The 22,680-nt window shown below is 71.2% G+C and carries 24 protein-coding genes; 13 read left to right on the forward strand and 11 right to left on the reverse strand.

Annotated features, from left to right (window positions below):
* Positions 1-196: 196 nt before the first annotated feature.
* Positions 197-841, forward strand: coding sequence for a DUF899 domain-containing protein (locus tag ACIRU3_RS14055; RefSeq protein WP_404055829.1), 645 nt, complete (start codon positions 197-199; stop codon positions 839-841).
* Between the two features lie 174 nt (positions 842-1,015).
* Entirely contained in the window at positions 1,016-1,192 is a 177-nt protein-coding gene (locus tag ACIRU3_RS14060) for a hypothetical protein (protein WP_404055831.1), read from the forward strand.
* Between the two features lie 174 nt (positions 1,193-1,366).
* Here the strand turns inward: ACIRU3_RS14060 and ACIRU3_RS14065 are convergent, their stop codons facing one another.
* Both ACIRU3_RS14065 and ACIRU3_RS14070 read right to left on the reverse strand, forming a co-directional pair.
* A complete protein-coding gene (locus tag ACIRU3_RS14065; protein ID WP_404055833.1) occupies positions 1,367-1,795 on the reverse strand; it encodes a hypothetical protein in 429 nt (142 codons plus the stop codon).
* Positions 1,792-2,454 carry an ATP-binding protein gene (locus tag ACIRU3_RS14070; protein WP_404055835.1) on the reverse strand — a complete coding sequence of 221 codons (663 nt, stop codon included), beginning with the start codon at positions 2,452-2,454 and terminating at the stop codon, positions 1,792-1,794. The genes ACIRU3_RS14065 and ACIRU3_RS14070 overlap by 4 nt, the downstream gene beginning before the upstream one ends.
* 222 nt (positions 2,455-2,676) lie before the next feature.
* Here ACIRU3_RS14070 and ACIRU3_RS14075 point away from each other — a divergent pair, with 222 nt between their 5' ends.
* Positions 2,677-3,537, forward strand: a complete 861-nt coding sequence (locus tag ACIRU3_RS14075) for a helix-turn-helix domain-containing protein (protein WP_404055837.1) — start codon at positions 2,677-2,679, stop codon at positions 3,535-3,537.
* Positions 3,538-3,792: a DUF397 domain-containing protein gene (locus ACIRU3_RS14080; protein WP_073892674.1), complete on the forward strand. Its 255-nt coding sequence runs from the start codon at positions 3,538-3,540 to the stop codon at positions 3,790-3,792. It begins immediately after the preceding gene.
* 266 nt (positions 3,793-4,058) lie between these two features.
* On the opposite strand, the gene ACIRU3_RS14085 is transcribed toward ACIRU3_RS14080, so the two are convergent.
* Complete coding sequence (locus tag ACIRU3_RS14085) at positions 4,059-5,480, reverse strand: PLP-dependent aminotransferase family protein (protein ID WP_404055839.1); 1,422 nt, start codon at positions 5,478-5,480, stop codon at positions 4,059-4,061.
* Between the two features lie 47 nt (positions 5,481-5,527).
* Here ACIRU3_RS14085 and ACIRU3_RS14090 point away from each other — a divergent pair, with 47 nt between their 5' ends.
* On the forward strand, positions 5,528-6,064 hold the full coding sequence (locus ACIRU3_RS14090; RefSeq protein ID WP_404055841.1) for a carboxymuconolactone decarboxylase family protein: 537 nt from the start codon (positions 5,528-5,530) through the stop codon (positions 6,062-6,064).
* A gap of 62 nt (positions 6,065-6,126) precedes the next feature.
* Here the strand turns inward: ACIRU3_RS14090 and ACIRU3_RS14095 are convergent, their stop codons facing one another.
* The 3 genes from ACIRU3_RS14095 to ACIRU3_RS14105 all read right to left on the reverse strand — a co-directional run bounded on the left by ACIRU3_RS14095 (position 6,127) and on the right by ACIRU3_RS14105 (position 9,229).
* Positions 6,127-7,614 (reverse strand): glutamate synthase subunit beta, encoded by a 1,488-nt coding sequence (locus ACIRU3_RS14095; protein WP_404056234.1) that lies wholly within the window; start codon positions 7,612-7,614, stop codon positions 6,127-6,129.
* 201 nt (positions 7,615-7,815) lie between these two features.
* Positions 7,816-8,295 carry a DUF1772 domain-containing protein gene (locus ACIRU3_RS14100; protein WP_404055843.1) on the reverse strand — a complete coding sequence of 160 codons (480 nt, stop codon included), beginning with the start codon at positions 8,293-8,295 and terminating at the stop codon, positions 7,816-7,818.
* 238 nt (positions 8,296-8,533) lie between these two features.
* Positions 8,534-9,229 (reverse strand): DUF2293 domain-containing protein, encoded by a 696-nt coding sequence (locus ACIRU3_RS14105; protein ID WP_404055845.1) that lies wholly within the window; start codon positions 9,227-9,229, stop codon positions 8,534-8,536.
* A gap of 259 nt (positions 9,230-9,488) precedes the next feature.
* Between ACIRU3_RS14105 and ACIRU3_RS14110 the strand changes: the two genes are divergently transcribed.
* Together ACIRU3_RS14110 and ACIRU3_RS14115 are read left to right on the forward strand one after the other, a co-directional pair.
* Positions 9,489-10,121: a uridine kinase gene (locus tag ACIRU3_RS14110; RefSeq protein ID WP_404055847.1), complete on the forward strand. Its 633-nt coding sequence runs from the start codon at positions 9,489-9,491 to the stop codon at positions 10,119-10,121.
* Between the two features lie 57 nt (positions 10,122-10,178).
* The gene (locus ACIRU3_RS14115) at positions 10,179-10,592 is read left to right on the forward strand and encodes a PPOX class F420-dependent oxidoreductase (RefSeq protein ID WP_404055849.1); all 414 of its coding nucleotides are present in this window, start codon (positions 10,179-10,181) and stop codon (positions 10,590-10,592) included.
* Positions 10,593-10,595: 3 nt separating this feature from the next.
* Here ACIRU3_RS14115 and corA read toward each other — a convergent pair whose 3' ends face one another.
* A complete protein-coding gene (gene corA / locus ACIRU3_RS14120) occupies positions 10,596-11,723 on the reverse strand; it encodes a magnesium/cobalt transporter CorA (protein WP_404055851.1) in 1,128 nt (375 codons plus the stop codon).
* 176 nt (positions 11,724-11,899) lie between these two features.
* On the opposite strand from corA, the gene ACIRU3_RS14125 reads away from it, so the two are divergent.
* Positions 11,900-12,694, forward strand: coding sequence for a methyltransferase domain-containing protein (locus ACIRU3_RS14125; protein WP_404055853.1), 795 nt, complete (start codon positions 11,900-11,902; stop codon positions 12,692-12,694).
* A 9-nt stretch (positions 12,695-12,703) separates the two neighbouring features.
* Here ACIRU3_RS14125 and ACIRU3_RS14130 read toward each other — a convergent pair whose 3' ends face one another.
* The gene (locus tag ACIRU3_RS14130) at positions 12,704-13,627 is read right to left on the reverse strand and encodes a carbohydrate kinase family protein (protein ID WP_404056236.1); all 924 of its coding nucleotides are present in this window, start codon (positions 13,625-13,627) and stop codon (positions 12,704-12,706) included.
* Positions 13,624-14,532: a pseudouridine-5'-phosphate glycosidase gene (locus ACIRU3_RS14135; RefSeq protein WP_404055855.1), complete on the reverse strand. Its 909-nt coding sequence runs from the start codon at positions 14,530-14,532 to the stop codon at positions 13,624-13,626. The genes ACIRU3_RS14130 and ACIRU3_RS14135 overlap by 4 nt, the downstream gene beginning before the upstream one ends.
* 99 nt (positions 14,533-14,631) lie before the next feature.
* Between ACIRU3_RS14135 and ACIRU3_RS14140 the strand changes: the two genes are divergently transcribed.
* Positions 14,632-15,060: a VOC family protein gene (locus ACIRU3_RS14140; protein ID WP_404055857.1), complete on the forward strand. Its 429-nt coding sequence runs from the start codon at positions 14,632-14,634 to the stop codon at positions 15,058-15,060.
* Positions 15,061-15,098: 38 nt separating this feature from the next.
* On the opposite strand, the gene ACIRU3_RS14145 is transcribed toward ACIRU3_RS14140, so the two are convergent.
* Together ACIRU3_RS14145 and ACIRU3_RS14150 are read right to left on the reverse strand one after the other, a co-directional pair.
* The gene (locus tag ACIRU3_RS14145) at positions 15,099-15,653 is read right to left on the reverse strand and encodes a methylated-DNA--[protein]-cysteine S-methyltransferase (RefSeq protein WP_404055859.1); all 555 of its coding nucleotides are present in this window, start codon (positions 15,651-15,653) and stop codon (positions 15,099-15,101) included.
* A gap of 71 nt (positions 15,654-15,724) precedes the next feature.
* Positions 15,725-16,594: a glycerophosphodiester phosphodiesterase gene (locus ACIRU3_RS14150; protein WP_404055861.1), complete on the reverse strand. Its 870-nt coding sequence runs from the start codon at positions 16,592-16,594 to the stop codon at positions 15,725-15,727.
* A gap of 277 nt (positions 16,595-16,871) precedes the next feature.
* Here ACIRU3_RS14150 and ACIRU3_RS14155 point away from each other — a divergent pair, with 277 nt between their 5' ends.
* The 4 genes from ACIRU3_RS14155 (at position 16,872) to ACIRU3_RS14170 (ending at position 22,598) form a co-directional block, all read left to right on the forward strand.
* Positions 16,872-17,750 (forward strand): MHYT domain-containing protein, encoded by an 879-nt coding sequence (locus ACIRU3_RS14155; protein WP_404055863.1) that lies wholly within the window; start codon positions 16,872-16,874, stop codon positions 17,748-17,750.
* Positions 17,751-17,790: 40 nt separating this feature from the next.
* Complete coding sequence (gene uvrB / locus ACIRU3_RS14160; protein ID WP_404055865.1) at positions 17,791-19,938, forward strand: excinuclease ABC subunit UvrB; 2,148 nt, start codon at positions 17,791-17,793, stop codon at positions 19,936-19,938.
* A gap of 157 nt (positions 19,939-20,095) precedes the next feature.
* Positions 20,096-20,674 (forward strand): TerD family protein, encoded by a 579-nt coding sequence (locus ACIRU3_RS14165; RefSeq protein WP_404055866.1) that lies wholly within the window; start codon positions 20,096-20,098, stop codon positions 20,672-20,674.
* Between the two features lie 52 nt (positions 20,675-20,726).
* On the forward strand, positions 20,727-22,598 hold the full coding sequence (locus ACIRU3_RS14170; RefSeq protein WP_404055868.1) for a TerD family protein: 1,872 nt from the start codon (positions 20,727-20,729) through the stop codon (positions 22,596-22,598).
* Positions 22,599-22,680 lie beyond the last annotated feature (82 nt).

A 22,680-nucleotide genomic window follows, 5' to 3' on the forward strand; every position in this document is an offset into this window, starting at 1 on the left:
TGGTGGGCGCGCCGGCGGACGACCGGGCATTGGGCGTGACCAATCGTCAGCGTCTGCAGTGGGCAGCGGGGTTGGACCGAACCGGCCCGTGAGGAGCGGTCCGCGAAAAGATTCTTGGTTCGCGGCGCCGGGCTCCGATGAGTTCTGTCTCCGTCGACGGTCACCACTGCCAACAGACCGTCGGACAGGAGGGCCCATGTCGCTTCCGGAGATCGTCTCGCGCGAGCAGTGGCGCGCGGCGCGCGAGGAGTTGCAGCGCAAGGAGGAGGCGGTCAGCAGGGCGCGGCACGCACTGACCGCCGAGCGGCAGCGGCTGCCCATGGTCGAGGTCGACCCGGAGTACGTCTTCGAGGGCGGCGACGGCAAGGCCACCCTCCTCGATCTCTTCGAGGGCCGGGCCCAACTCGTCGTCCACCACTTCATGTTCGCGCCGGAGTGGGAGTCCGGCTGCCCCTGCTGCGCGGCCTTCCTCGACCAGGTCGGCACCCTTGCCCATCTGCGCGCCCGGAACACCTCGTTCGCGGCCGTCTCCCGGGCGCCGTTCACCCGGATCCTGCCGTTCAAGGCGCGGATGGGCTGGGCGGTGCCGTGGTACTCGTCCTGCCACAGCGACTTCAACCGCGACTTCGCGGCGACCGTGGACCAGGACGGTGACCTGGTCGAGCGGCCGGGCCTCAGCTGCTTTCTGCGGGAGCGCGACCAGGTCTTCCACACCTACGCGGTGCACGGCGACGGCCTCGACGGTCTCGGCACCACCGCCGGCCTGCTCGACCTCACCGCGCTCGGCCGCCGCCCACAGGGCAGCGACCGGCTCAAGTGCCACGACGAGTACGACGACTGACACATCATGTAGGGGAACTGTCGCTGAACGTATCGTTCGTGTCACAAGGTGAACGGATCCTCACGGTCCGCGCTGAACCCGTGTCAGCAATGTCTCAGTCCCGTCACTGGGCGAGGCGATTCACTCCTCCGGGGCGTTAACTCCAAGAAGTACGACGCTCTCTGGAGGTGCGAGATGGTGAACGGGCGAACCGTGCTCGAGCGCTTTCCCGCAGGTGGTCCGCGGGGATCATGGCCCGCGGAGGAGTTCGCCCACGCGCGGCGTCTCGAAGGCCTGCCCGCCGAGGTCGTCATGGACCTCGCCACGGACACGTTCCTGGTCATCGTGCGCGGTGGCGACCTCACGGAATGAGGCGGCTCAGGCCGGCTTCGGAGCCGGCCGCATCACCCGGACAGCCGAACGTGGCGCTCTCGGACCGGATCCATCGCGGCTCGTCGGTCGGTGGCCGGCCGACGCCCGAACCCGAGCCCGGCGCGGCCTCGCGCCGAGACGGCTCGGGACCTCACGCCGAGACGGCTCGGGACCTCACGCCGAGACGGCTCGGGACCAGTCCGGAGTCGTCCCCGTCACCCGGCACAGCGCCAGGTACAGGGGGATCGGCGGGGTATAGGGGACCGTGCCCTCGGGGCGGTGGATCAGACGGGCGGTGGCGGGGACCACGGCGCCTGCGGCGTAGTGAGCCGGGGCCGGCCAGGGAAGCGCGTAATCGGAGTCCGACGGGACGATCCACCACCAGTGGGCGCCGTCGGCGTACACGCAGCCCACCCGGGGCAGCCGCGGGACGATCAGCGGACCGAGGTGGTCGGGTACGGCCACGGCGTCACAGCCGAGCGGGGACGTCATGCCCTCCGGTACCGGCAGCCGCAGGACCGGGGCCGGCGGGTGCTGCCGGCGTCCGAGGCGCACCAGCGTGTCCAGGCCGAGCGGCCGCCCGGGGTCGTCGGCGCCGCTCACGGCCGCTCCCACGCGCGCCGCTGCTGGGCCGGGGCCCTGAGCCGGGCCTGCTGGGCCCCGTGCCGGGCCTGGGCTTCCTCGTCATCGCCCGGAACCGGCTGCGGGATGTCCGGCTTGGGGCGGGCGCCCCAGCCCAGGTCGTTGCACGGCGCGGCGACATCGTGCGCGGCGTCGGTCTGGCGGACCAGCTCTGCCCAGACCAGCAGCCCCGGTCCGTGCTCCTGGGCACCCCAGGCCCGGCACAGCGCGTCGACGAGAAGCAACCCCCTCCCGTGCTCCTCGTCGGGTCGCTGCGGGGACGGGTGGGGTTCGCCGGGCGCACACCCCTCGTCGCGCACGGCTATGCGCACCGTGTCGTCGTGGTCGTGCAGCTCACACACCACGCGACTGCTCGCGGTGTGCACGATCGCATTGGTGACCAGCTCGGAAATGACCAGGGCCGCGCTGTCGCAGGTGTCCTCGCACACCGACCAGCCGGTCAGCCGGGCGTGCGTCAGGCGTCTGGCCTGGGCAGGGGAACCCGGATGTGCGGCCAGCTCGAAGCGGAACCGGCGCTCGGCAGCGCCCCCACCAGGGGCTGCTCCCGTTGCGGCGCCAAGACCGGGACGGTCTGCGGCGGCGTCTGTTCCTAAGGGCGCGGACGGAATCACGCTTGCCACTATCTCCCCGGCGTGAACACTTGGCAAGTGTCACTCTGAAAAATGCAAAGTGCGGTGTGACTCGGTCAAGGGCCGTGGCACACTGCTCGCAACAGCACCTCGAGCGGCGCCAATTGGGACCGTCGTCGATCCGGCCGGATCTTCGAAAGAGTCTTCGAACGGCGCCGCAGGGCTGTCGGGATTCTTTTTGCCGGAGCGGACTCTTCTGTCGGAGGTGGGAGCGTGAGCGAACCGCGGTCCGCGCCGACCGTGGGCCAGGTGGTCCTCGGCCGGCGCCTGCTGGACCTGCGGGAGCGCGCCGGGTTGAAGCGTGAGGAGGCCGCCCGTGTGCTTCGCGTCGCCCCCGCCACCATCCGCCGTATGGAGATGGCCGAGGTCGCCCTCAAGATCCCGTATCTGCAACTGCTGCTGAAGGCCTACGGGGTTCCCGACGAGGAGGCCGACCTCTTCGTCCAGCTGGCCGAGGAGGCCAATCTCCCCGGCTGGTGGCAGCGGTTCCACGACATCCTGCCGGGCTGGTTCTCGATGTACGTCAGCCTGGAGGGCGCGGCCGCCCTGATCCGCTCCTACGAGCCGCACTTCGTCCCCGGACTGCTGCAGACCGAGGACTATGCGCGGGGCGTGCTGAAGTCGGGCGCGATCGGCCAGACCGAACCGGACGACATCGAGCGCCATGTCGCCCTGCGCATGCAACGCCAGGAACTGCTCACTCGTCCCGATGCCCCCCGTTTCTGGGCGGTGATGGACGAGACGGCCCTGCGCCGCCCGGTCGGCGGCCCGGAGGTGATGCGCACGCAGATCGACAAGTTGCTCGAGGCCACGACACTGCCGAATGTGACGCTCCAGGTCGCCCCGTTCACCAACGGGCCGCACCCGGGGACGTACGGACCCTTCGTCCTGTTCCGGTTCGCGATGCCGGAACTCCCGGACATGGTCTACAGCGAGTACCTGACCGGCGCGGTCTATCTGGACGCGCGTGCCGAGGTGGCGACCCATCTGGAGGTCATGGACCGCATGGCGGCGCAGGCCGCCACGGCGCAACGCACGAAGGAGATCCTCCGTGATCTCCGCAAGGAGCTGTGAATGGATCGCATCAAGCCGCGCGGTCACGTCTACAACGGCATGCCCGCACGGGAGTTGGGCAGCGAGGGGTGGCACAAGCCCTGGAGCGGCGGCAACGGCGGAAACTGCCTGGAGGCGATGAAGCTCGCCGACGGCCGGATCGCCGTACGGCAGTCGACCGACCCGGACGGACCGGCGCTGATCTACACCTCGGACGAGATGACCGCCTTCATCGAGGGTGCCAAGGCGGGGGAGGCCGACTTCCTGCTCTCCTGAACCACCGGTGATAATTGTTTTTTGCTCAACTTCATTGTCCTGGTATCGACTTGAGCACTCATCACGTCAGGCGCTCACGGAGTGCCGTGGACGGGGCAGGACCCGACGGCCGCAGTGCGGCAGCGCGTACCGACGACGGAAGGATCGCGGGAACGCAGGGCCCCGGCCGCCGGTTCCACCCGGTGGCCGGTCCGGAGCCGGTCGTCGCCCGCGGCGGCCACCGGAACGGGTGGCACGTCACCGGCGCCGACCTGATCTCTGCACCCTCACGCAGGCGGGAGCACCCCGCACAGCGCCTCCAGCGCCGCGCCGTAGGCGTGCTCCGACGGTGTGGCGTACCCGACCACCAGACCGTCGGCCGCCGGCATCTGCGTCTCCGGGTGCCGGAACGCGGCCAGTCCGTCCAGGGCGACCCCCTGCCACCCGGCCGCCTTCACCGCGGACCGCTCGGTGCCCGGCGGCAGCCTGAGCACGGCGTGCAGGCCGGCCGCGATGCCGGTCACCTCGATGTGCGGCGCGTGCGCGGCGAGCGCCGCGACCAGCCGGTCCCGTCGGTGCCTGTAGCGCTGCCGCATGCGCCGTACGTGACGGTCGTACGACCCGGAGACCACGAAGTCCGCGAGCGCCAGCTGATCCGGCACGCTCGCCCACGCCTCCCGCTCGCCCTTGGCCGCGAGCACCGGCCCGACGAAGCGCTCGGGCAGCACCATCCAGCCGAGCCGCAGCGCCGGTGACAGGCTCTTGCTGACCGAACCGATGTGGATCACCCGCTCCGGGTCCAGTCCCTGGAGCGCGCCGACGGGCTTGCGGTCGTACCGGAACTCGCCGTCGTAGTCGTCCTCCAGCACCACCGCCCCACGCGCGCGTGCCCAGTCGATCACCGCCGCCCGGCGCTCCGGATGCAACGGACCTCCGGTCGGAAACTGATGCGCGGGCGTGAGCAGTACGGCCCTCTCCCGCCCCAGACCCGTCACCCGTGCCCCGTGCTCGTCCAGCGGGAGCGGTGCCGTCCGCACGCCCGCCGCAGCGATCAGCTCACGGTGGAAGGCCAGACCGTACGCCTCCACGGCCAGCGGACCGCGCAGCACACCCCCGCCGCCCTGGCCGAACAGCAGCCGCAGCGCGTGTGCGAAGCCGGAGCAGATCACGATCCGGTCCGGCTCGGTGCGCACCCCGCGCGCGCGTGCCAGATATTCCGTGAGCGCCTCCCGCAGCTCCCGGCGCCCCGCGGGATCCCCCGGCCCGAACGCCTCGCTGGGCGCCGCCTGCAACGCCCTGCGGTACGCGGCCGACCAGGCCGCCCGCGGGAAGGCCGACGCGTCCGGCGTGCCCTGCCGCAGGTCGTGTCGGGGCCCGCGGGCGCGTGGAGGTGCCTTTACGAGCGTCCGCTCGGCGCGGCGCAGTGGCTCGGCGCGGTCCGCGACCCGGGTGCCCGAGCCCTGCCGGGCGGTCAGCCAGCCCTCCGCGACCAGCTCCGCGTATGCGTCGGCGACCGTGTTGCGGGCCACCCCCAGGTCGGCGGCGAGAGAACGGTACGGCGGCAGCCTGGTGCCGGGCGCCAGCCGACCGCTGCCCACGGCCTCGCGCAACGCCCGGATCAACGCCGCCCGCCGCCCGCCCGGCCCGGACAGCTCCAGATGCAGGTCGGCGCCGATCCGCTCCGCGGAATTGACCCATGATTCCACCACGAGGATGAACTCTACTGCCGGTCTTTCGAAGCCATAGGTTGAAACACATGACGACGACGAACACGATCGAGACCGCGACCACCACCCCCGCCGCCGGCACCGGCGCCGCGGTCGACCCGGCCGGGACGGCCGGCACCCGCCTGGACTTCGCGAAGTCCGCCCCGAAGGTCTTCCGCTCGCTCATCGGCTTCGACGCCGCCGCGCGCGAGGGCCTCGCCCCGGCCCTCGTCGAGCTGATCCAGATCCGCGCCTCGCACCTCAACCACTGCGCCTACTGCCTCCACATGCACACCAACGACGCCCGCAAGGCCGGTGAGAGCGAGGACCGGCTGCACATGGTCGCCGTCTGGCGTGAGGCCCGGCACTTCTTCACTCCGAAGGAACAGGCGGCCCTCGCCCTGACCGAGGCGGTCACCCGGGTCGCCGACGCGGGCGTCCCCGACGAGGCCTACGAGGAGGCCGCCGCCCACTTCGAAGAGACGGAACTGGCCCACGTACTCGCCCTGATCCTCGCGATCAACACGTGGAACCGCGTGGCACTGGCCACGGGGAAGGTGGCGGGCACGGACGAACGCCGCCGCTGACGACGCGCCCTCGGCGCTGCCTCTGGACGCAATCCATGTCCCCCCGCCTCAACTCCCCTCCGCTACACGGCCATCGGACGGTCGTGCGGCGATATCGGCGACGGCAGTCGTGAACTCCCCGTCAGGTAGTGGTCCACGGCTGCCGCCACCGCCCGCCCCTCCGCGATCGCCCAGACGATGAGCGACTGCCCTCGCGCCGCGTCCCCGGCGGCGAACACGCCGGAGACATTGGTCGCGAAGCCGCTGTCGCGGGCGATCGTGCCTCGAGGCTCCATCGCCAGTCCCAGTTGATCGACCAGCCCGTCCTCCCGGTCGGGCCCGGAGAAGCCGAGTGCGAGCAGCACCAGGTCGGCGGGCAGCGTCCGCCCGGTGTCCTGCACCGGCTGCCGCCGCTCGTCCACCTCGACCAGGTGCAGCGACCGCACGTGACCGCCGTCGTCGCCGGCGAAGCGGAGCGTGGACGCCGCGAACAGCCGCGCGTCCGCGTCCGCGGCCGGAGCCGTCCGCAGGTCCCGCGCCTCCTCGTGCGCGGCGGACAGCCGGTAGAGCTTCGGGTACGTCGGCCATGGCTCGGTGTCCTCGTCGCGCTCGGCGTCCGGCTGCGCGTAGATGTCCAACTGGGTCACCGACGCCGCCCCCTCGCGCACCGCCGTCCCCAGACAGTCCGCCCCGGTGTCCCCGCCGCCCACGATCACCACATGCTTGCCGGCCGCGGACAGCGGTGAGACCTCCAGATCCCCCTCGCACACCCGGTTGGCCAGCGGCAGGTACACCATCGCCTGGTGTATTCCGTCCAACTCCCGGCCCGGTACCGGAAGTTCCCGCCACGCGGTCGCACCCGTGGCCAGCACCACCGCGTCGTAGCGCGCCCGCAGTTCGGCCGCCGGGACATCCCGTCCGACCGCGGTCGATGTACGGAACCTGGTCCCCTCGGCCCGCATCTGTTCGAGCCGCCGCTCCAGATGCCGCTTCTCCATCTTGAACCCGGGGATGCCGTACCGCATCAGCCCCCCGATCCGGTCGTCCCGCTCGTACACGGCGACCGTGTGCCCGACCCGGGTCAGCTGCTGCGCCGCCGCGAGCCCGGTCGGCCCGGAGCCGATCACCGCGACGGTCTTCCCCGACAGCCGCTCCGGAGGCCTCGGCGGGGTGAAACCCTCCTCCCACGCCCGGTCGGCGATCGCGCACTCGACGTTCTTGATGGTGACGGCCGGCTGGTTGATCGCGAGCACACATCCGGCCTCACAGGGCGCCGGACACAGTCTCCCGGTGAACTCGGGGAAGTTGTTCGTCGCGTGCAGCCGGTCGCTCGCGGCCCGCCAGTCCTCGCGGGAGACCAGGTCGTTCCACTCGGGGATGAGATTGCCCAGCGGGCAGGCGTCGTGGCAGAACGGGATGCCGCAGTCCATGCAGCGGTCCGCCTGCTTGCTGATGATCGGCAGCAGTGCTCCCGGGACGTAGACCTCGTCCCAGTCCCGGACCCGTTCCTCGACCGGCCGCCGCGCCCACTCCTGGCGTGGCGTGGTCATGAACCCCTTGGGATCGGCCATGGTCGTCTTCCTCGCGTACGCGTACCTGAGGGACTCGATGTACGACGGGCCGTGCGTCATCGGGCGGCACTCTTTCGGCCACGATACGTCCCCACCGGCACGCCCGCAGAGTCACGGACAGCGCTTTCTCGAAGGGCTCTCCCCGCGGGGAGCCGGTCGGCTCCCGGACGCCTTGCAGGGGAGGAGCCTCGCAGGGGAGGTTCAGGTGAGGGCCAGCACGTACGCGAGGGCCGCCGCGGTGGAGGCGACCGTGCGGACGTGGTTCCAGAAGGTCCACTCGCGCACGTACACCGGCCAGTACTCCGTGGCCTCGGGGCTGCCCGGGGTCAGCCCGCCCAGTCTGTCGTTGCGGGGCACGTTCGCGACCACGGTCAGCCCGAAGCAACCGAACAGATACAGCGCGCTGCCCAGCAGCAGCTCCGCCCTGCCCTCGTCCGGCCGCACCACGAACGTCACCACCGCGATCATCGCGCACAACACCGCCGAGCCCATGAACACCAGCATGAAGGCGGCTCGCACGGCGGCCGTGTTGATCGCGTGCATCGCGGCGACGCCCTGCGCCGGTGGCAGAGCGGCCAGCCCCCGCATCACGAAGGTCGAGAAGCCGCAGAACACCCCGGCCACCAGCCCGGTCCCCAGCACCCCGAGCACGGCCAGCACGAAGAACGGCCCGTCGATCACGGTCCCACCTCACTCCCACGTCGTCCCGGGCCGCGACCCGGCGTCACCTCTTCTTCCAGTGAATGCGCAAGGGGCCCGCCCCACCATGACCGAGGAACGCGGGAGCATGCGCGAGCGTCCAGATCCCGCAGTCGGAGCCGAAACCGAGAACCCGCCGCGCCGGTGCCCGACCCACTGCGGCGCCGTACTCGCCAGGCCTACTGCCCACACTCGCCAGGCCTTCTGCCGGCCTACGTTCTCAGCCCACGTCCGCTGCCTCCTCGCCCCACCCCCGCAGCACGCTCTCCACGGCCACCGCGATCCGCCGCCGCGCCTCATGCCTCGGCACCCCGCTCATCAGCAGCTGGTCGTACGGTGTGTCCACGTGCCGTACGGCTGCCACGACCGCCGAGATCACCGCCGTCTCCGACAGCGCCCGTCCGGCCGCACTGCGCCCGACCCGACCGCTGCCCCGCACCGACGCATGCGCCGCGATCGCCCGGGCCCGCTCGGCCGGGCACTTGGGAAACAGCCGCCGGATCTCCGCCGCGAACGCCGCCACGAACAGTTCGTCCTCCGCCGCCCTGCGCAGCGCGTCCCGGGTCCGCCGCCGGCGCCGTGCCTCCGCGTCCGCCAGGCACCGTTCCTCGGCCCGGGCCAGCGCGGCCTCCTCCACGAGCAGGCCCTGCCGCTCGTAGCGGCTCTTGCGCCGGTTGAACCGCACGACCACCGCCGACAGCGTGCTCTCTTCCCGCGCTCTGCGGGACAGCGCCATGTCGCCGCGGCGCAGGAACACCAGGTGCCCGAGGTCCGCGCAGTCGAGGCAGCGCGGTGCCCCGTCCTCCAGCACGAGCAGCGACAGCGGCCCACGCAGACACCTGGCACAGCGCTTGCGACGGAGGGGCTGGACCACGACAAGTCCGCCGGGAACGAGGGGAGTTGCAGAGGGTGCCATACGCGGTTCTTTCCCCGTCTCCGCTCACCCCTCCCACGCCCGGCCCACCTCACCCCCTCCTCGTGGCGGCAGCTGGGCGCCGACACCCGCGTACCGAGCCGTACCGGCGCGGTGATCTCGCACGCTGCCGCTGCCGCTGCCGCTGCCGCTGCCGCTGCCACCGCCGCCGCGAGGTCGCGGAGGCGGGCCGGCCGCCGGGCCCGGTGGCCACCGCCCCCTCACTCTGGGGCCCACCGACCCCGCCCGGCATGATGGGGCTGTGCGACTCGAAGCGATCACCTGGGACCGGCTCGCCGAGCTGCTCGCCGACCGGCTGCTGGAGCTGGAGCCGGCCGACGGGGGCGCCTGGCCGCGCGTCGGCTTCGACGGGGCACCGGCCGCTCGCCCGGTGGACCTCGCCGAGCGCGTTGCCGACGCGCTGCGCGTGCGCGGCCGGCCCGCGCTTGTGGTCGACGCCGAGGGCTTCCTGCGCCCCGCCTCTCTCCGCCTGGAGCACGGGCGACGGGACGCGGAGTCGTACTACGGCGGCTGGTTCGACACGGGTGCCCTGTGGCGCGAGGTCTTCGGCCCGCTCGACCCCGGTGGAAGCGGCCGCGTCCTGCCTGACCTGTGGGACCCGGTCACCGACCGTGCCACGCGCAGCCCGTACGTCCAACTCCCGCCCGGTGGAATCCTGTTGCTGCACGGTCCCCTCCTGCTGCGGCACTGGTTCCCCTTCGACCTGACCGTCCATGTCCTTCTCTCCCCGGGCGCCCTGCGCCGCCGTACCCCGGAGGCCGACCACTGGACGTTCCCCGCCTTCGAGCGCTACGAGGCCGAGACCGACCCGGCCGCGACGGCCGATGTCCTCGTGCGCGCCGACGATCCGCGGCACCCCGCCTGGGCCGGCTGATCAGGCGGCTCCGGCATACCCCTTTTATATGCGTGTGCATCTGACTAGGGTGCTGCCATGAGGTCCTCCTCCGGTGCTCCCATCGCCCTCCACGACTCCGTCCGCGCCCTCCTCGACGGCAAGAACTTCGCGAGCGTCGCCACCCTCGGACCCGACGGCGCCCCGCACAACTCGGTCGTCTGGATCAAACGGGAGGGCGACACCGTGCTCTTCTCCTCCACCGACGGCCGTCAGAAGGTGCGCAACCTGCGCCGCGACCCGCGCATCAGCCTGACGGTCTTCGACCTGGCCAACCCCTACAGCTCCGCCGAGATCCGGGGCATCGCCGAGATCCTGCCGGACGAGGGCAAACGGCTGCCGCGCGAGTTGTCGCACAAGTACCTCGGCATCGACCCGCCCGCGGAGAAGGACGACGAGATCCGCGTGATCATCAGGGTCGTCCCGCGGAAGGTCGTGGCCTTCTCGGCGTGAGCGTCAGAGCCAGCCGTTGCGCCGGAAGCCCCGGTACAGCGTGAGACATGCCGTCGCCATCACGCCCATGACGAGCGGATAGCCGAACCGCCAGTGCAGCTCCGGCATGTGGTCGAAGTTCATGCCGTAGACCCCGCACACCATCGTCGGCACGGCGATCACCGCCGCCCAGGCCGTGATCTTCCGCATGTCCTCGTTCTGCGCGACCGTCACCTGCGCGAGATGCGCCTGCAGGATGGAGTTGAGCAGTTCGTCGAAGGCGGCTATCTGTTCCTTGGCCCGCATCAGATGGTCGAGCACGTCTCTGAAGTACGCCTGTATCTCCGGGTCGACCACCCGGATCGGCCGGGTCGCCAGATCCTCGATCGGGCGGCCGAGCGGCACCACCGCCCGCTTGAGTTCCAGGAGTTCACGCTTCATCTGGTAGATGCGACCCGGGTCGGCCCGCGCGCCGCTCTCCGAGAACACGTCCGTCTCGACCTGGTCGATGTCGGCCTGCACGGCGTCCGTGACGGTCAGGTAGTCGTCCACGACGTGGTCGGCGATCGCGTGCAGGACCGCCGCCGGCCCCTTGGCGAGCTGCCGCGGGTCCGACTCCAGTTCCTCGCGCAGCGGGCCCAGCGAACCATGCCGCCCGTGCCGCACCGTGATGACGAAATCCTCGCCGACGAACACCATGATCTCGCCGGTGTCGACCACTTCGCTCGTCGCCGTCAGCTTCTCGTGCTCCACGTAGCAGACGGTCTTGAACACGGCGAAGAGCGTCTCCCCGTACCGCTCCAGTTTCGGGCGCTGGTGGGCCTCCACCGCGTCCTCCACCGCCAGGGGGTGCAGGTCGAACAGCTCGGCGATGCCCGCGAACTCGCTGTCCGTCGGCTCGTGCAGGCCCAGCCAGACGAATCCTTCGCCGCTCTTGCGCACCATCTCCACAGCGTCCACCAGGTCGGCGCACCCCGGCACCCGGGCGCCGTCCTGGTACGTCACGCACTTCACCACCGAGGAGCCGAGGGGTGACCGGGCGGGGTGACTCAGGTCCACGCGCGGCCGCCGCCGGGCCAGCCGCGCGACCTTGCGCAGGCTGCCGACCTTGTCCAGCCCCGTGACCTTGCGCAGATTCCCTGCCATGGACATCTGGGTCTCCTCGAGTGGATCTCCTCGCACAGCGCTATCGTGCCCTGCCCGGCAAGTGTGCCAGCCCGGCGCAAGACGCGGGCAAGCCTGTGGGAACGGTCTGTTCCGATTTGTTCCCGCCTGTGGACGAAGCGTCGGCCGCTCCGGGCGGGCCGGGCGACTGCGATGATCGCGGCATGACGTCATCCGACAGGTACCTGCTGGACAACCGCCGGAGCGAGGCGGGAGAGCGCTTCGACGCCTTCGCCTCCCTGTTCGACCCCGTGACGTTCCGGCATCTCGACGGACTGGGGCTGGAGCCGGGCCTGCGCTGCTGGGAGGTCGGGGCCGGCGGCACGTCCGTGGTGTCCTGGCTCGCCCAGCGGGTCGGACCCGAGGGGCAGGTCGTGGCGACCGACATCGACACCTCACGGCTCGCCGCCGTGAACCGCCCCCCGGTCGAGGTGCGCGTCCATGACGTGGGCGTGGAGGAGCCGCCGGGGGACGGATTCGACCTGGTGCACGCCCGGCTGGTCCTCGTCCATGTTCCGGACCGGGAAAGGGCGTTGCACTGCATGATCCGGGCACTGCGGCCCGGCGGTCGGCTCCTGATCGAGGACGCCGACCCTGCCCTCCAGCCCCTGGCCTGCCCCGACGAGTCCGGCCCCGAGCAGCGGCTCGCCAACCGCCTGCGGCAGGGCTTCCGCAAGCTGCTCGCCGACCGCGGCGCCGACCTGTCGTACGGCCGCAAGCTCCCGCGTCTGCTCCGCGAGGCCGGACTGCGCGAGGTGGCGGCCGACGCGTACTTCCCCATGACCTCGCCCGCCTGCACTGCCCTGGAGTCCGCCACGGTCCGACAGATCCGCGACCAGCTCGTCACGGCGGGCCTCGCCACCGACGAGGACATCGACCGCCACCTGGCCGACGTGGAGGCGGGCGGCATGGACCTGGCCACCGCGCCGATGATCTCGGCGTGGGGGATCAAGGGCTAGGCATCGGCCCTAGCTGTCGATGCCCTGGTGCGGGGGTCTGCCGCCCACCCGTTCCACCGCTCGCGCTCCCGCCCCGCACCCCTGTGCCGCCGCCTGTTCAGGATCCGCGCCCGCGAGGAGGGCGGCCAGGAACGCGCCGGTGAAGGCGTCACCGGCGCCGGTGGTGTCCAGCGGGGTCGCCGGCACGGCCGGAACCCGGGCGACCACCGCCCCGGACCTGGCCACCAGCGCCCCGGCCACACCCGACTTGGCCACCACCAGCGGCACGAGCCGGCTCAACTTGGCCGCCGCGTCCCCCGGTTCGGGCAGACCGGTCAGCAGGCACGCCTCGTCCCGGCTGGGCAGCAGTACGTCCAGTCCCTCCGCGAACGCCAGGAAGCGGTCCACCCCGAACTCCACCAGGAAGCCCGCCGACGCCGGATCCAGACTGACCGGCACACCGCGCGCGCGTGCCGCGGCGAGGGCCAGAGCGGCGAGCGCCCGGCTCGGCTCGGAGAACAGCAGATAGCCCGACAGATGCAGTCGGGCGACCCCGTCGAGCAACGCGTCGGACCAGTCGGCGGGTTCGAGCCGCAGCGACGCCGCGCTGTCCGTGAGGAACGTGCGCTCGGCCGACGCGCCCGCGTCGACCAGACAGATCACCGTCCCGGTCGTCGCCTCCCCGTCGACCACCAGCCGGGGCCGGACCCCGGCGGCCGTCAGCTCGCGCTCGTGCCACTCCGCCGCGTCCGCGCCCACCCGCCCCAGCAGCCGTACGTCCGAGCAGCCCGCGTGGGCCGCCCAGCAGGCAACGTTGGCGCCCGCGCCGCCCGGCAGGGTCCGGATCGCGGCGGCCGTGTCGGTGCCGGCCGCCAGCGGTCCGCTGTGCCGGGCCACGACGTCGGTGACGACGTCACCGACGACCAGCAGCGCCCCGTCCCGGCCCGTGGTCACCCGGTGGTCCACGCCGCGGCGATCCGCGCCGCGAGCCGCACATTGCCACGCACCGCCGCCAGGTTGGCGTTAAGCGAGGCCCCGTCCGTGTGCCGGACCAGGAAGTCGAGCAGGAACGGCGTGACCCCCTGACCGGTCACCCCCTCCTCCTCACAGGCGCGCAGCGCGTCGGCGAGCACGCGCGCGTGCAGCCCCGGATCGAGCTGCTCCTCCTCCGGGACGGGGTTGGCGACGATCAGCGCCGACCCCGGCGCGTCGAGCGCGTCCTGCGCCCGCATGACCCCCGCGACCTGCTCCGGGCCCTGCAGCGTCCAGTCGACCGGATACCCGGAGTCGGACAGATAGAAGCCGGGGAACCGGTCGGTGCGGTACCCGGCGACGGCCACACCCAGTGTCTCCAGCCGCTGCAGGGTCGCCGGCACGTCCAGGATCGACTTCACGCCCGCGCACACCACCGTGATCCGGGTCCGCGCCAGCAGGCCCAGGTCGGCCGACTCGTCCTGGGTCACCGTCCACTCCCGGTGCACACCGCCCAGCCCGCCTGTGGCGAACACCCGGACGCCCGCCAGTGCCGCCAGCTGTGCCGTCGCCGACACCGTGGTCGCCCCGCTGGCTCCCGCCGCCACGGCCAGCGGCAGGTCACGGTGGCCCAGCTTGCGGATGCCGTCCTCGTTCGCGACGCGCTCCAGCTGCTCCTTGTCCAGGCCGACGTGCGGGCGCCCGTCCAGGACGGCGACGGTCGCGGGGACGGCGCCCTCCTGCCGCACCACCTGCTCCAGCTCCAGCGCCACCTGGAGATTGCGCGGACGCGGCAACCCGTGCGCGATGATCGTGGACTCCAGAGCCACCACCGGCCGCCGCGCGTCGATCGCTTCCCGGACTTCTTCCGACACCACCAGCACCACGCGCCCGCCTCCTGTCCGTCGGTCCTTCCTCATCTCTGGCGGGCGGCACGGCCGGCTAAACACTTGCCGTCTGTGGGAGACGCCACCAGCCTGGACGGCATGACTGACCACACCCCGCGTCTCGACCACGTCGTCCTGTGGGTGGCCGACCCGGTCGCAGCGGCCGGCTTCTACGAGAATGCCGTCGGCCTCGAGCCGCTCAGAGTCACCGAGTTCGCCGAGGGGAAGGTGTCGTTCCCCTCCGTGCGCGTCAACGAGGAGACCATCCTGGACCTTGCGCCACGCAGCCTCGTGGAGCGCATGAACATGCTCCCCGGCTCCGCCGACAGCGCGGGACACCCCGTCAACCACGTCTGCCTTTCGCTGCCGTCCGCCGGTTTCGACGCCCTGCGCGTCCGCCTGGCCGAACACGGGGTCCCGATGACCGACATCGGGTACGACTCCTTCGGCGCCCGCGGAAAGGCCACACGGAACTTCTACTTCCGGGATCCCGACGGCAACATCTTCGAGGCCAGGCACTACGCGTAGCCGCACCCGTGGCGCTCGGACCCGTCACCCGTCACCCGTCAGAACAGGGGCTCGGGCAGCACGCCCTCCAGGGCGAGCAGCTTCCGCTTGGTCTCCAGACCGCCTCCGAAGCCACCGAGACCGCCGTCGCTCTCCACCACCCGGTGGCACGGAACGACGACCGGCAGCGGATTGGCGCCCATCGCCGCGCCCACCGCCTGCGCCCCGCCCGGCTGCCCGACGCGCCCGGCCAGATCGCCGTAACCGACCACCGTGCCGTAGGGGACGCCGGTGGCCAGCTCGCGCAGCACCTGCCGGTTGAAGCCCGAGATCAGCGACCAGTCCAGGGGCAGGTCGAAGTCGTGGCGCTCTCCCTCGAAGTACGCCTGGACCTGCTGTATCGCCTCGGCCAGCAGCGGCGAGTCCAGGTCCTCGACGGGCTCGGTGCCCAGCCGGGACGCCAACCGCTCCAGGGCCCGCTCGCGCACCGTGTCCGTGGCGTGGAAGACGACGTTCACCAGTCCCTCACGGGTCGCCGCCAGCATCAGCGGGCCGATGCCGCTGCCCACGACGGCCCACACGACCCGCTGCTCGTCCTGTCCATGGCTGTCCATGCGCCCACCGTACGACCCGCCACTGACAACGCCCGTGGCGCAGCGCTCCCGGCTCGGTCCGTGCCCGGCGCTCAGTCCGAGTCCAGCGCCGCCCGGACCACGTCGGGCTTGTTGCTGATGACCCCGTCCACGCCGTAGCCCGCGACCTTCCACGCCGTGGCCGCGTCGTCCACCGTCCAGGCGAACACCTCGAGCGGTCTGCCGTGCGGTCCGGTGAGGGCGTGCACGGTCGAGACGTAGCCGTTGGAGATCGAGCCGTACGAGGGATTGATCAGATCGGTGAAGCCCGCGTACTGGTGCAACTCCGCCACCGACGGCCTGCCCAGGTAGGCGGTGGTGAGAGCCGGCTTCAGCTCATGGACGGTGCGCACGGTGTCCGCGCTGAAGCTCTGCACGATCAGCCGTCCGAGGTGCCGTCCGTCCAGCCAGCCCTCGTTGCCGAGAAGCTTCAGGGTCTGCTGCTCGATTCCCGGGTACAGCTCCGGGTTCTTGATCTCCAGGAGCAGCTTCTCGTGGTTGTGCTCGACCCGGCGCATGTACTGCTTCAGTGTCGGTACGCACGTGCCCGCGTACGCCGGGGAGAACCAGCTGCCCGCGTCCAGCCGGGCGATCTCGGCGGCGGTGAAGTCCTTCACCTTCCAGGGCGCCCGGCCCGGGAAGACGTCCTCGACGTTCGTGGTGCGCTGCAGGCTGTCGTCGTGGATGACGACCAGTTCGCCGTCCTTGGTGCGCTGGACGTCGTTCTCGACCCAGGAGAAGCCCAGCTTCGAGGCCTTGTCGATGGAGGCCAGCGTGTTCTCGGGAGCATAGGCGGAGGCACCGCGGTGGGCGATCACCGTGGGCTCGCCGGCCTCGCCCGCCCGGGCGTCGCAGGTGGGGGTCAGCAGGACTGCCGTCCCCAGGATCGCGGTGGTCGTGGCGGCGACTGCGCGCGCGTACATGCGGACTCCTCGCGTCGAGCGAATACCGACAGCACCAGCTTGGCAGCAGAGGGTCATCGCTACCCGGGCGCAGGACGGCCACACCATGAACGTGCCGTCCAAGTCCGCTCACGGGTGCCGCACATGTGGGGCAAGGACGTGTTTCTTTGCCGGAAAATCGTTCGACCATTCCGGTGGGGGTCATACTCTCTGCGTCAACCCTGACCGCCGCTGCGGTCCTGGGACGGGGGCGCATTCAGATATTCCGGGACGCAAGAGGGCGGAAGGGCAGCCGCGCATGCAGGGCACGGTCGACGAATTCAGCTACGGGGCCGTCACCCCGCTGGTGGCCTTTCTGATGGCCTGCCTCGGTGGCGCGCTCGGCCTGCGCTGCACCACGCGGTCCCTCCTGGTCACGCACTCCCGGCGGCCCGCCTGGCTGGCCCTCGGCTCGGCCGCGATCGGCTCCGGCATATGGACCATGCACTTCGTCGCCATGATGGGCTTCAGCATCGAGGAAGCACCGATCCACTACGACAAGCCGATCACCTACGCGAGCCTCGGCATCGCCATCCTCATGGTGGGCGTCGGCATCGGCATCGTCGGCTACCGGGGCGCCACCGGCACGGCGCTGTTCACCGGCGGCACGGTCACCGGGCTGGGCGTCGCCTCGATGCACTACCTCGGCATGGCGGGCATGCACTTCAACGGGCGTTTCACCTACAACACGCTCACCGTCGCCGCCTCCGTCGTCATAGCGGTCGTGGCCGCCACAGCCGCCCTGTGGGCAGCCGGACAGGTCCGGGGCTTCCTGTGGAGCGTCGGGGCGAGTCTGGTGATGGGCCTAGCCGTCACCGGCATGCACTACACCGGCATGGCCGCCCTCGACGTCCACCTCCACGGCACCTCCGACGCCGCCGTGAGCGGCTCACCCGCCTCGGTGCTCGCGCCGATGCTGATCGGCCCGCTCGCCTTCCTGCTCCTCGCCGGCGTCGTCGTGCTGTTCGATCCGCTGATGGTCATGGGCAGGCCGACCCGGCCGCCCGTCGAGTTGAAGCCGGGTGTCCCGGCCGCCGCCGTCGCCTCCCATCAGGACCACCACGTGCCGCTGCACCCCCGCCGCCGGCCGGTCCAGCACCCCGGGCACCACAGCTCCCGCACCCCGCAGAAACGCTGACCGGGACCCGTTGTCAGTGCGGGGCCGTACGGTGGATTCCATGCGGCCCGTTTCCCAGATCGAACGCACGGTGGCGCCCTTCGAGGTCGTCAGCCCCTACCAGCCCAGCGGTGACCAGCCGGCGGCCATCGCCGAGCTGGCCAAACGCATCGAGGCCGGTGAGAAGGACGTCGTCCTGCTCGGCGCGACCGGCACCGGCAAGTCCGCCACCACCGCGTGGATGATCGAGAAGCTCCAGCGCCCCACCCTCGTGATGGCGCCGAACAAGACGCTGGCCGCCCAGCTGGCCAACGAGTTCCGCGAGCTCCTCCCGAACAACGCGGTCGAGTACTTCGTCTCGTACTACGACTACTACCAGCCCGAGGCGTACGTCCCGCAGTCGGACACCTACATCGAGAAGGACTCCTCGATCAACGAGGAGGTCGAGCGTCTGCGCCACTCGGCGACGAACTCGCTGCTCACTCGCCGTGACGTCATCGTGGTCGCCTCGGTGTCCTGCATCTACGGCCTCGGTACTCCGCAGGAGTACGTGGACCGGATGGTCCCGCTCCGGGTCGGCGACGAGATCGACCGCGACCAGTTGCTGCGCCGCTTCGTCGACATCCAGTACACGCGCAACGACCTGGCTTTCGCCCGGGGCACCTTCCGGGTGCGCGGCGACACCATCGAGATCTTCCCGGTCTACGAGGAGCTGGCCGTCCGCATCGAGATGTTCGGCGATGAGATCGAGGCGCTGTCCACGCTCCACCCGCTCACCGGCGAGATCATCAGCGACGACCAGCAGCTGTACGTCTTCCCGGCCTCCCACTACGTCGCCGGACCCGAGCGCCTGGAGCGGGCCGCCAACGACATCGAGAAGGAACTGGGGGAGCGCCTCGCAGAGCTGGAGAAGCAGGGCAAGCTCCTGGAGGCCCAGCGCCTTCGGATGCGCACCACGTACGACCTCGAGATGCTCCGCCAGATCGGCTCCTGCTCGGGAGTCGAGAACTACTCGATGCACTTCGACGGCCGCTCGCCCGGCTCCCCGCCGAACACGCTGCTCGACTACTTCCCGGACGACTTCATGCTCGTCATCGACGAGTCGCACGTCACGGTCCCGCAGATCGGCGCCATGTACGAGGGCGACGCCTCCCGCAAACGCACCCTGGTCGAGCACGGCTTCCGGCTGCCCTCCGCGCTGGACAACCGCCCCCTGAAATGGGAGGAGTTCCAGGAGCGCATCGGGCAGACCGTCTACCTGTCGGCGACCCCGGGTGCCTACGAGCTGTCGCGCGGGGACGGCGTCGTGGAGCAGATCATCCGCCCCACGGGCCTGATCGACCCGGAGGTCGTGGTCAAGCCCACCGAGGGCCAGATCGACGACCTGGTGCACGAGATCCGCAAGCGCACCGAGAAGGACGAGCGCGTCCTGGTCACGACGCTGACCAAGAAGATGGCCGAGGACCTCACCGACTACTTCCTGGAGCTCGGCATCCAGGTGCGCTATCTGCACAGCGACGTCGACACCCTGCGCCGGGTCGAGCTGCTGCGCGAGCTGCGCTCCGGCGAGTTCGACGTCCTGGTCGGCATCAACCTGCTCCGTGAGGGCCTCGACCTGCCCGAGGTGTCCCTGGTCGCGATCCTCGACGCCGACAAGGAGGGCTTCCTGCGCTCCGGTACCTCGCTCATCCAGACCATCGGTCGCGCGGCGCGCAACGTCTCCGGCCAGGTCCACATGTACGCCGACAAGATCACCCCGGCGATGGAGAAGGCCATCGAGGAGACCAACCGCCGCCGGGAGAAGCAGGTCGCGTACAACAAGGCCAACGGCATCGACCCGCAGCCGCTTCGCAAGAAGATCAACGACATTGTCGCGCAGATCGCCCGCGAGGAGGTAGACACCGAACAGCTGCTCGGCTCCGGCTACCGCAAGCTGAAGGACGGCAAGGGCGCCAAGGCACCCGTCCCGTCGCTCGGCGACAAGGCGGCCAAGGGTGCGAAGGCCGGAAAGGCCGCCAAGGGCAAGGCGGCGGCCGCGGTGCCCACGGACCGCCCGGCGGCCGAACTCGCCGAGCAGATCGAGCAGATGACGGAGCGCATGCGCGCCGCCGCCGCCGAGCTGCAGTTCGAGATCGCGGCCCGGCTGCGCGACGAGGTCTCCGAGATGAAGAAGGAACTGCGCCAGATGCGGGAGGCGGGTCTGGCCTGACCCCATGGGACCCTGCCGGACCTCGGCCTATGCGTGCAGTGTTGCAACACCGACACAAACCGCGAGCCGGGGTTCGGCACTGTCGGTGCCCCTGCGTAGGGTTCTGGACAGCCGCCCTCTGTGCGGCAACAGGGGAACACCGAGAGGGGAATCAGCCGTGACCGTCAACTTGACCAAGGGTCAGGCCATCAGCCTGGAGAAGAAGGACGGGGCCACCCTGACCGCGGTCCGCATGGGTCTCGGCTGGCAGTCGGCGAAACGGCGCGGCCTGTTCGGCTCGCGCACCCGCGAGATCGACCTGGACGCGTCGGCGGTTCTCTTCGCCGAGAAGCAGCCGGTCGACGTCGTCTTCTTCCGTCACCTGGTGAGCGACGACGGCTCGGTTCGCCACACCGGCGACAACCTCGTCGGCGGAGCCGGCCAGGGTGGTGACGACGAGGCCATCCTGGTGGACCTGCAGCGCGTCCCGGTCCACATCGACCAGATCGTCTTCACCGTGAACTCCTTCACGGGACAGACCTTCCAGGAGGTGGAGAACGCGTTCTGCCGCCTCGTGGACGAGACCAACGGCCAGGAACTCGCCCGCTACACGCTGGCGGGCGGCGGCGAGTACACCGCCCAGATCATGGCCAAGGTGCACCGCGTGGGCTCTGGCTGGACGATGACCGCCGTCGGTGAGCCGGCCAGGGGTCGCACCTTCCAGGACCTGATGCCGGCGATCCTGCCGCACCTGTAGAACCGCACGCCCGTCCGGCGCGCACGACAACACGACACAGGGGGCGACGGCGATGACGGCCGAGCTGGTGCGGGGACAGAACCACCCGCTGTCCCAGGTCCGGCTGGAGATCAGGATCTCCGCCGGACTACCGGTCCTGGCCGGTGCCACGCTCGGCGACGAGCAGGGCATCGTGCACGGCGTCCAGTGGGTCGCCCACCCCGGCGCCCCCACACTGCCCGGAATCGAGGTCTCCGGGCAGGCCGCCGCCGACCACCGTCTGGCCGTCGACCTGGCAGCCCTGCCCGAGGCGGTCCACCGCGTCACCGTGCTGCTGGCCCTGCCCACGCAGCCGGGAGGGGCAGCCCGGTTCGGCACCGTCACCGCCCCGCGGACGGCGGTCACCGCCCTCGATGGCACCGAGATCGTGCGCTACACCCTCACCGGCCTGGACGCCGAGTCGGCCGTCGTCGCCCTGGAGCTGTACCGCAGGCAGGGCGTCTGGAAGGTCCGCGCGGTCGGCCAGGGCTACGCAGGCGGTCTCCCCGCACTCCTCGCCGACCAGGGCCTGCCCCAGGCCGAGGGACTGGCAGCGGGCATCCAGGAGGCGGTGGCCCGAAGCCTCGCCCGCGCGATACCGGTACCGCAGCCCGAGGACGCCTCCGGCTCTCCGGAGTCGCGGCCGGCCCGGTCGTCGGGCCACCAGGACCCGCACGACGCGCGGACACCGGGCGGCCCCGTCGACTACACCCACCCCGAACGGCGTCCCCGCACCGCCCCGCCCCCGGCGTCCCCGGTCCCGGACGGGCAGCCGGCCCTGCCCGTGGCGGGCGACGCGGTCGGCTGGTCGATGGAGGAGCGGCTGTACAACCAGGTCTGGGGCATGTTCGAGGATCTGGCCCGCACCACGGCGGCGTACCGCAGCGCCGTCGACTTCGCCGACTCCCGGCTGGAGAAGGAACTCGACCGGGTTCTCGCCGACCCGCGCAGCCGGCTCGGCACGGCCGGCGAGGTCGTGCGTGAAGCCGCCCACGCCCGGCACACCCAGCTGGTCGACCAGGCACGGGCCGCCCTCGACCGCGATCTCGCCCAGCTCACCGCCGAGTCCGAGGTCGTCGAGCCCGCGCTCCCGCCGGCCTACGCCGGCTGGGACAACCCCGTCTGGCACGCCTACGACGTGCCGGCCGAGCCGCCCATGGCCGTGCGGCTCGGCGATCTCCACCTCCCCGAGAGCGTCCCGCTGCGCATTCCCATGCTGGTCAGGCTGCCGCTGGAGCGCGGTCTGTGGATCGACAGCGGTCCGGTCGCAGAACCCGATGACGCCGTCCTGGACTCCACCGAGACGCGTCGGCTCGCCTTGGAGGCCGCGGTGGCGCTCGCCGTCCGGCTGCTCGCCGTCCACCCGGCCGGGGAGTTCGCCGTGCAGATCGTCGACCCGGCCGGCGCCGGGGCCCAGGCGCTCCTGCCGCTGACGCGGCCGGGAGCTGTCGCGGCGCCGCCCGCAAGCGGCGCGGCGGGCGTGGCGGACGTCCTGGGACGGCTCACCCGGCGGGTCGACCTGACGCTGATGGCGGTCCGAGGCGGCGCTGCCGAGTCGCTGCCACCCGACGTCGACACCGCCCAGCAGCTGCTGATCGTCAACGACTTTCCGCACGGCTTCGACGACCGGGCCGTGACCCAGCTGCGCTATCTCGCCGACGAGGGCCCGGCCGTCGGCGTCCACCTGATGATGGTCGCGGACCGCGAGGACGCCGAGGCGTACGGCCCGTTGCTCGACCCGCTGTGGCGTTCGCTCATGCGACTCACCCCCGTACCCGACGACCACCTCGCAGACCCCTGGGTCGGTCACGCCTGGACATACGAGCCCGCACTCGTGCCGCCCGGCAGCGAGATCCTTCAGCAGGTGCTCACCGAGGTGACAACAGCCAGTACCAAGCGTAGGTAAAGGGCATTTGACCAGGGATTTTGGGACTGTTTTTACTGAACACTTTACCTTTCCTTGGTGATTGGGTAGTGTCTTCCGTGCG

This window comes from Streptomyces sp. NPDC101151, assembly GCF_044768335.1.
Lineage (GTDB): Bacteria > Actinomycetota > Actinomycetes > Streptomycetales > Streptomycetaceae > Streptomyces.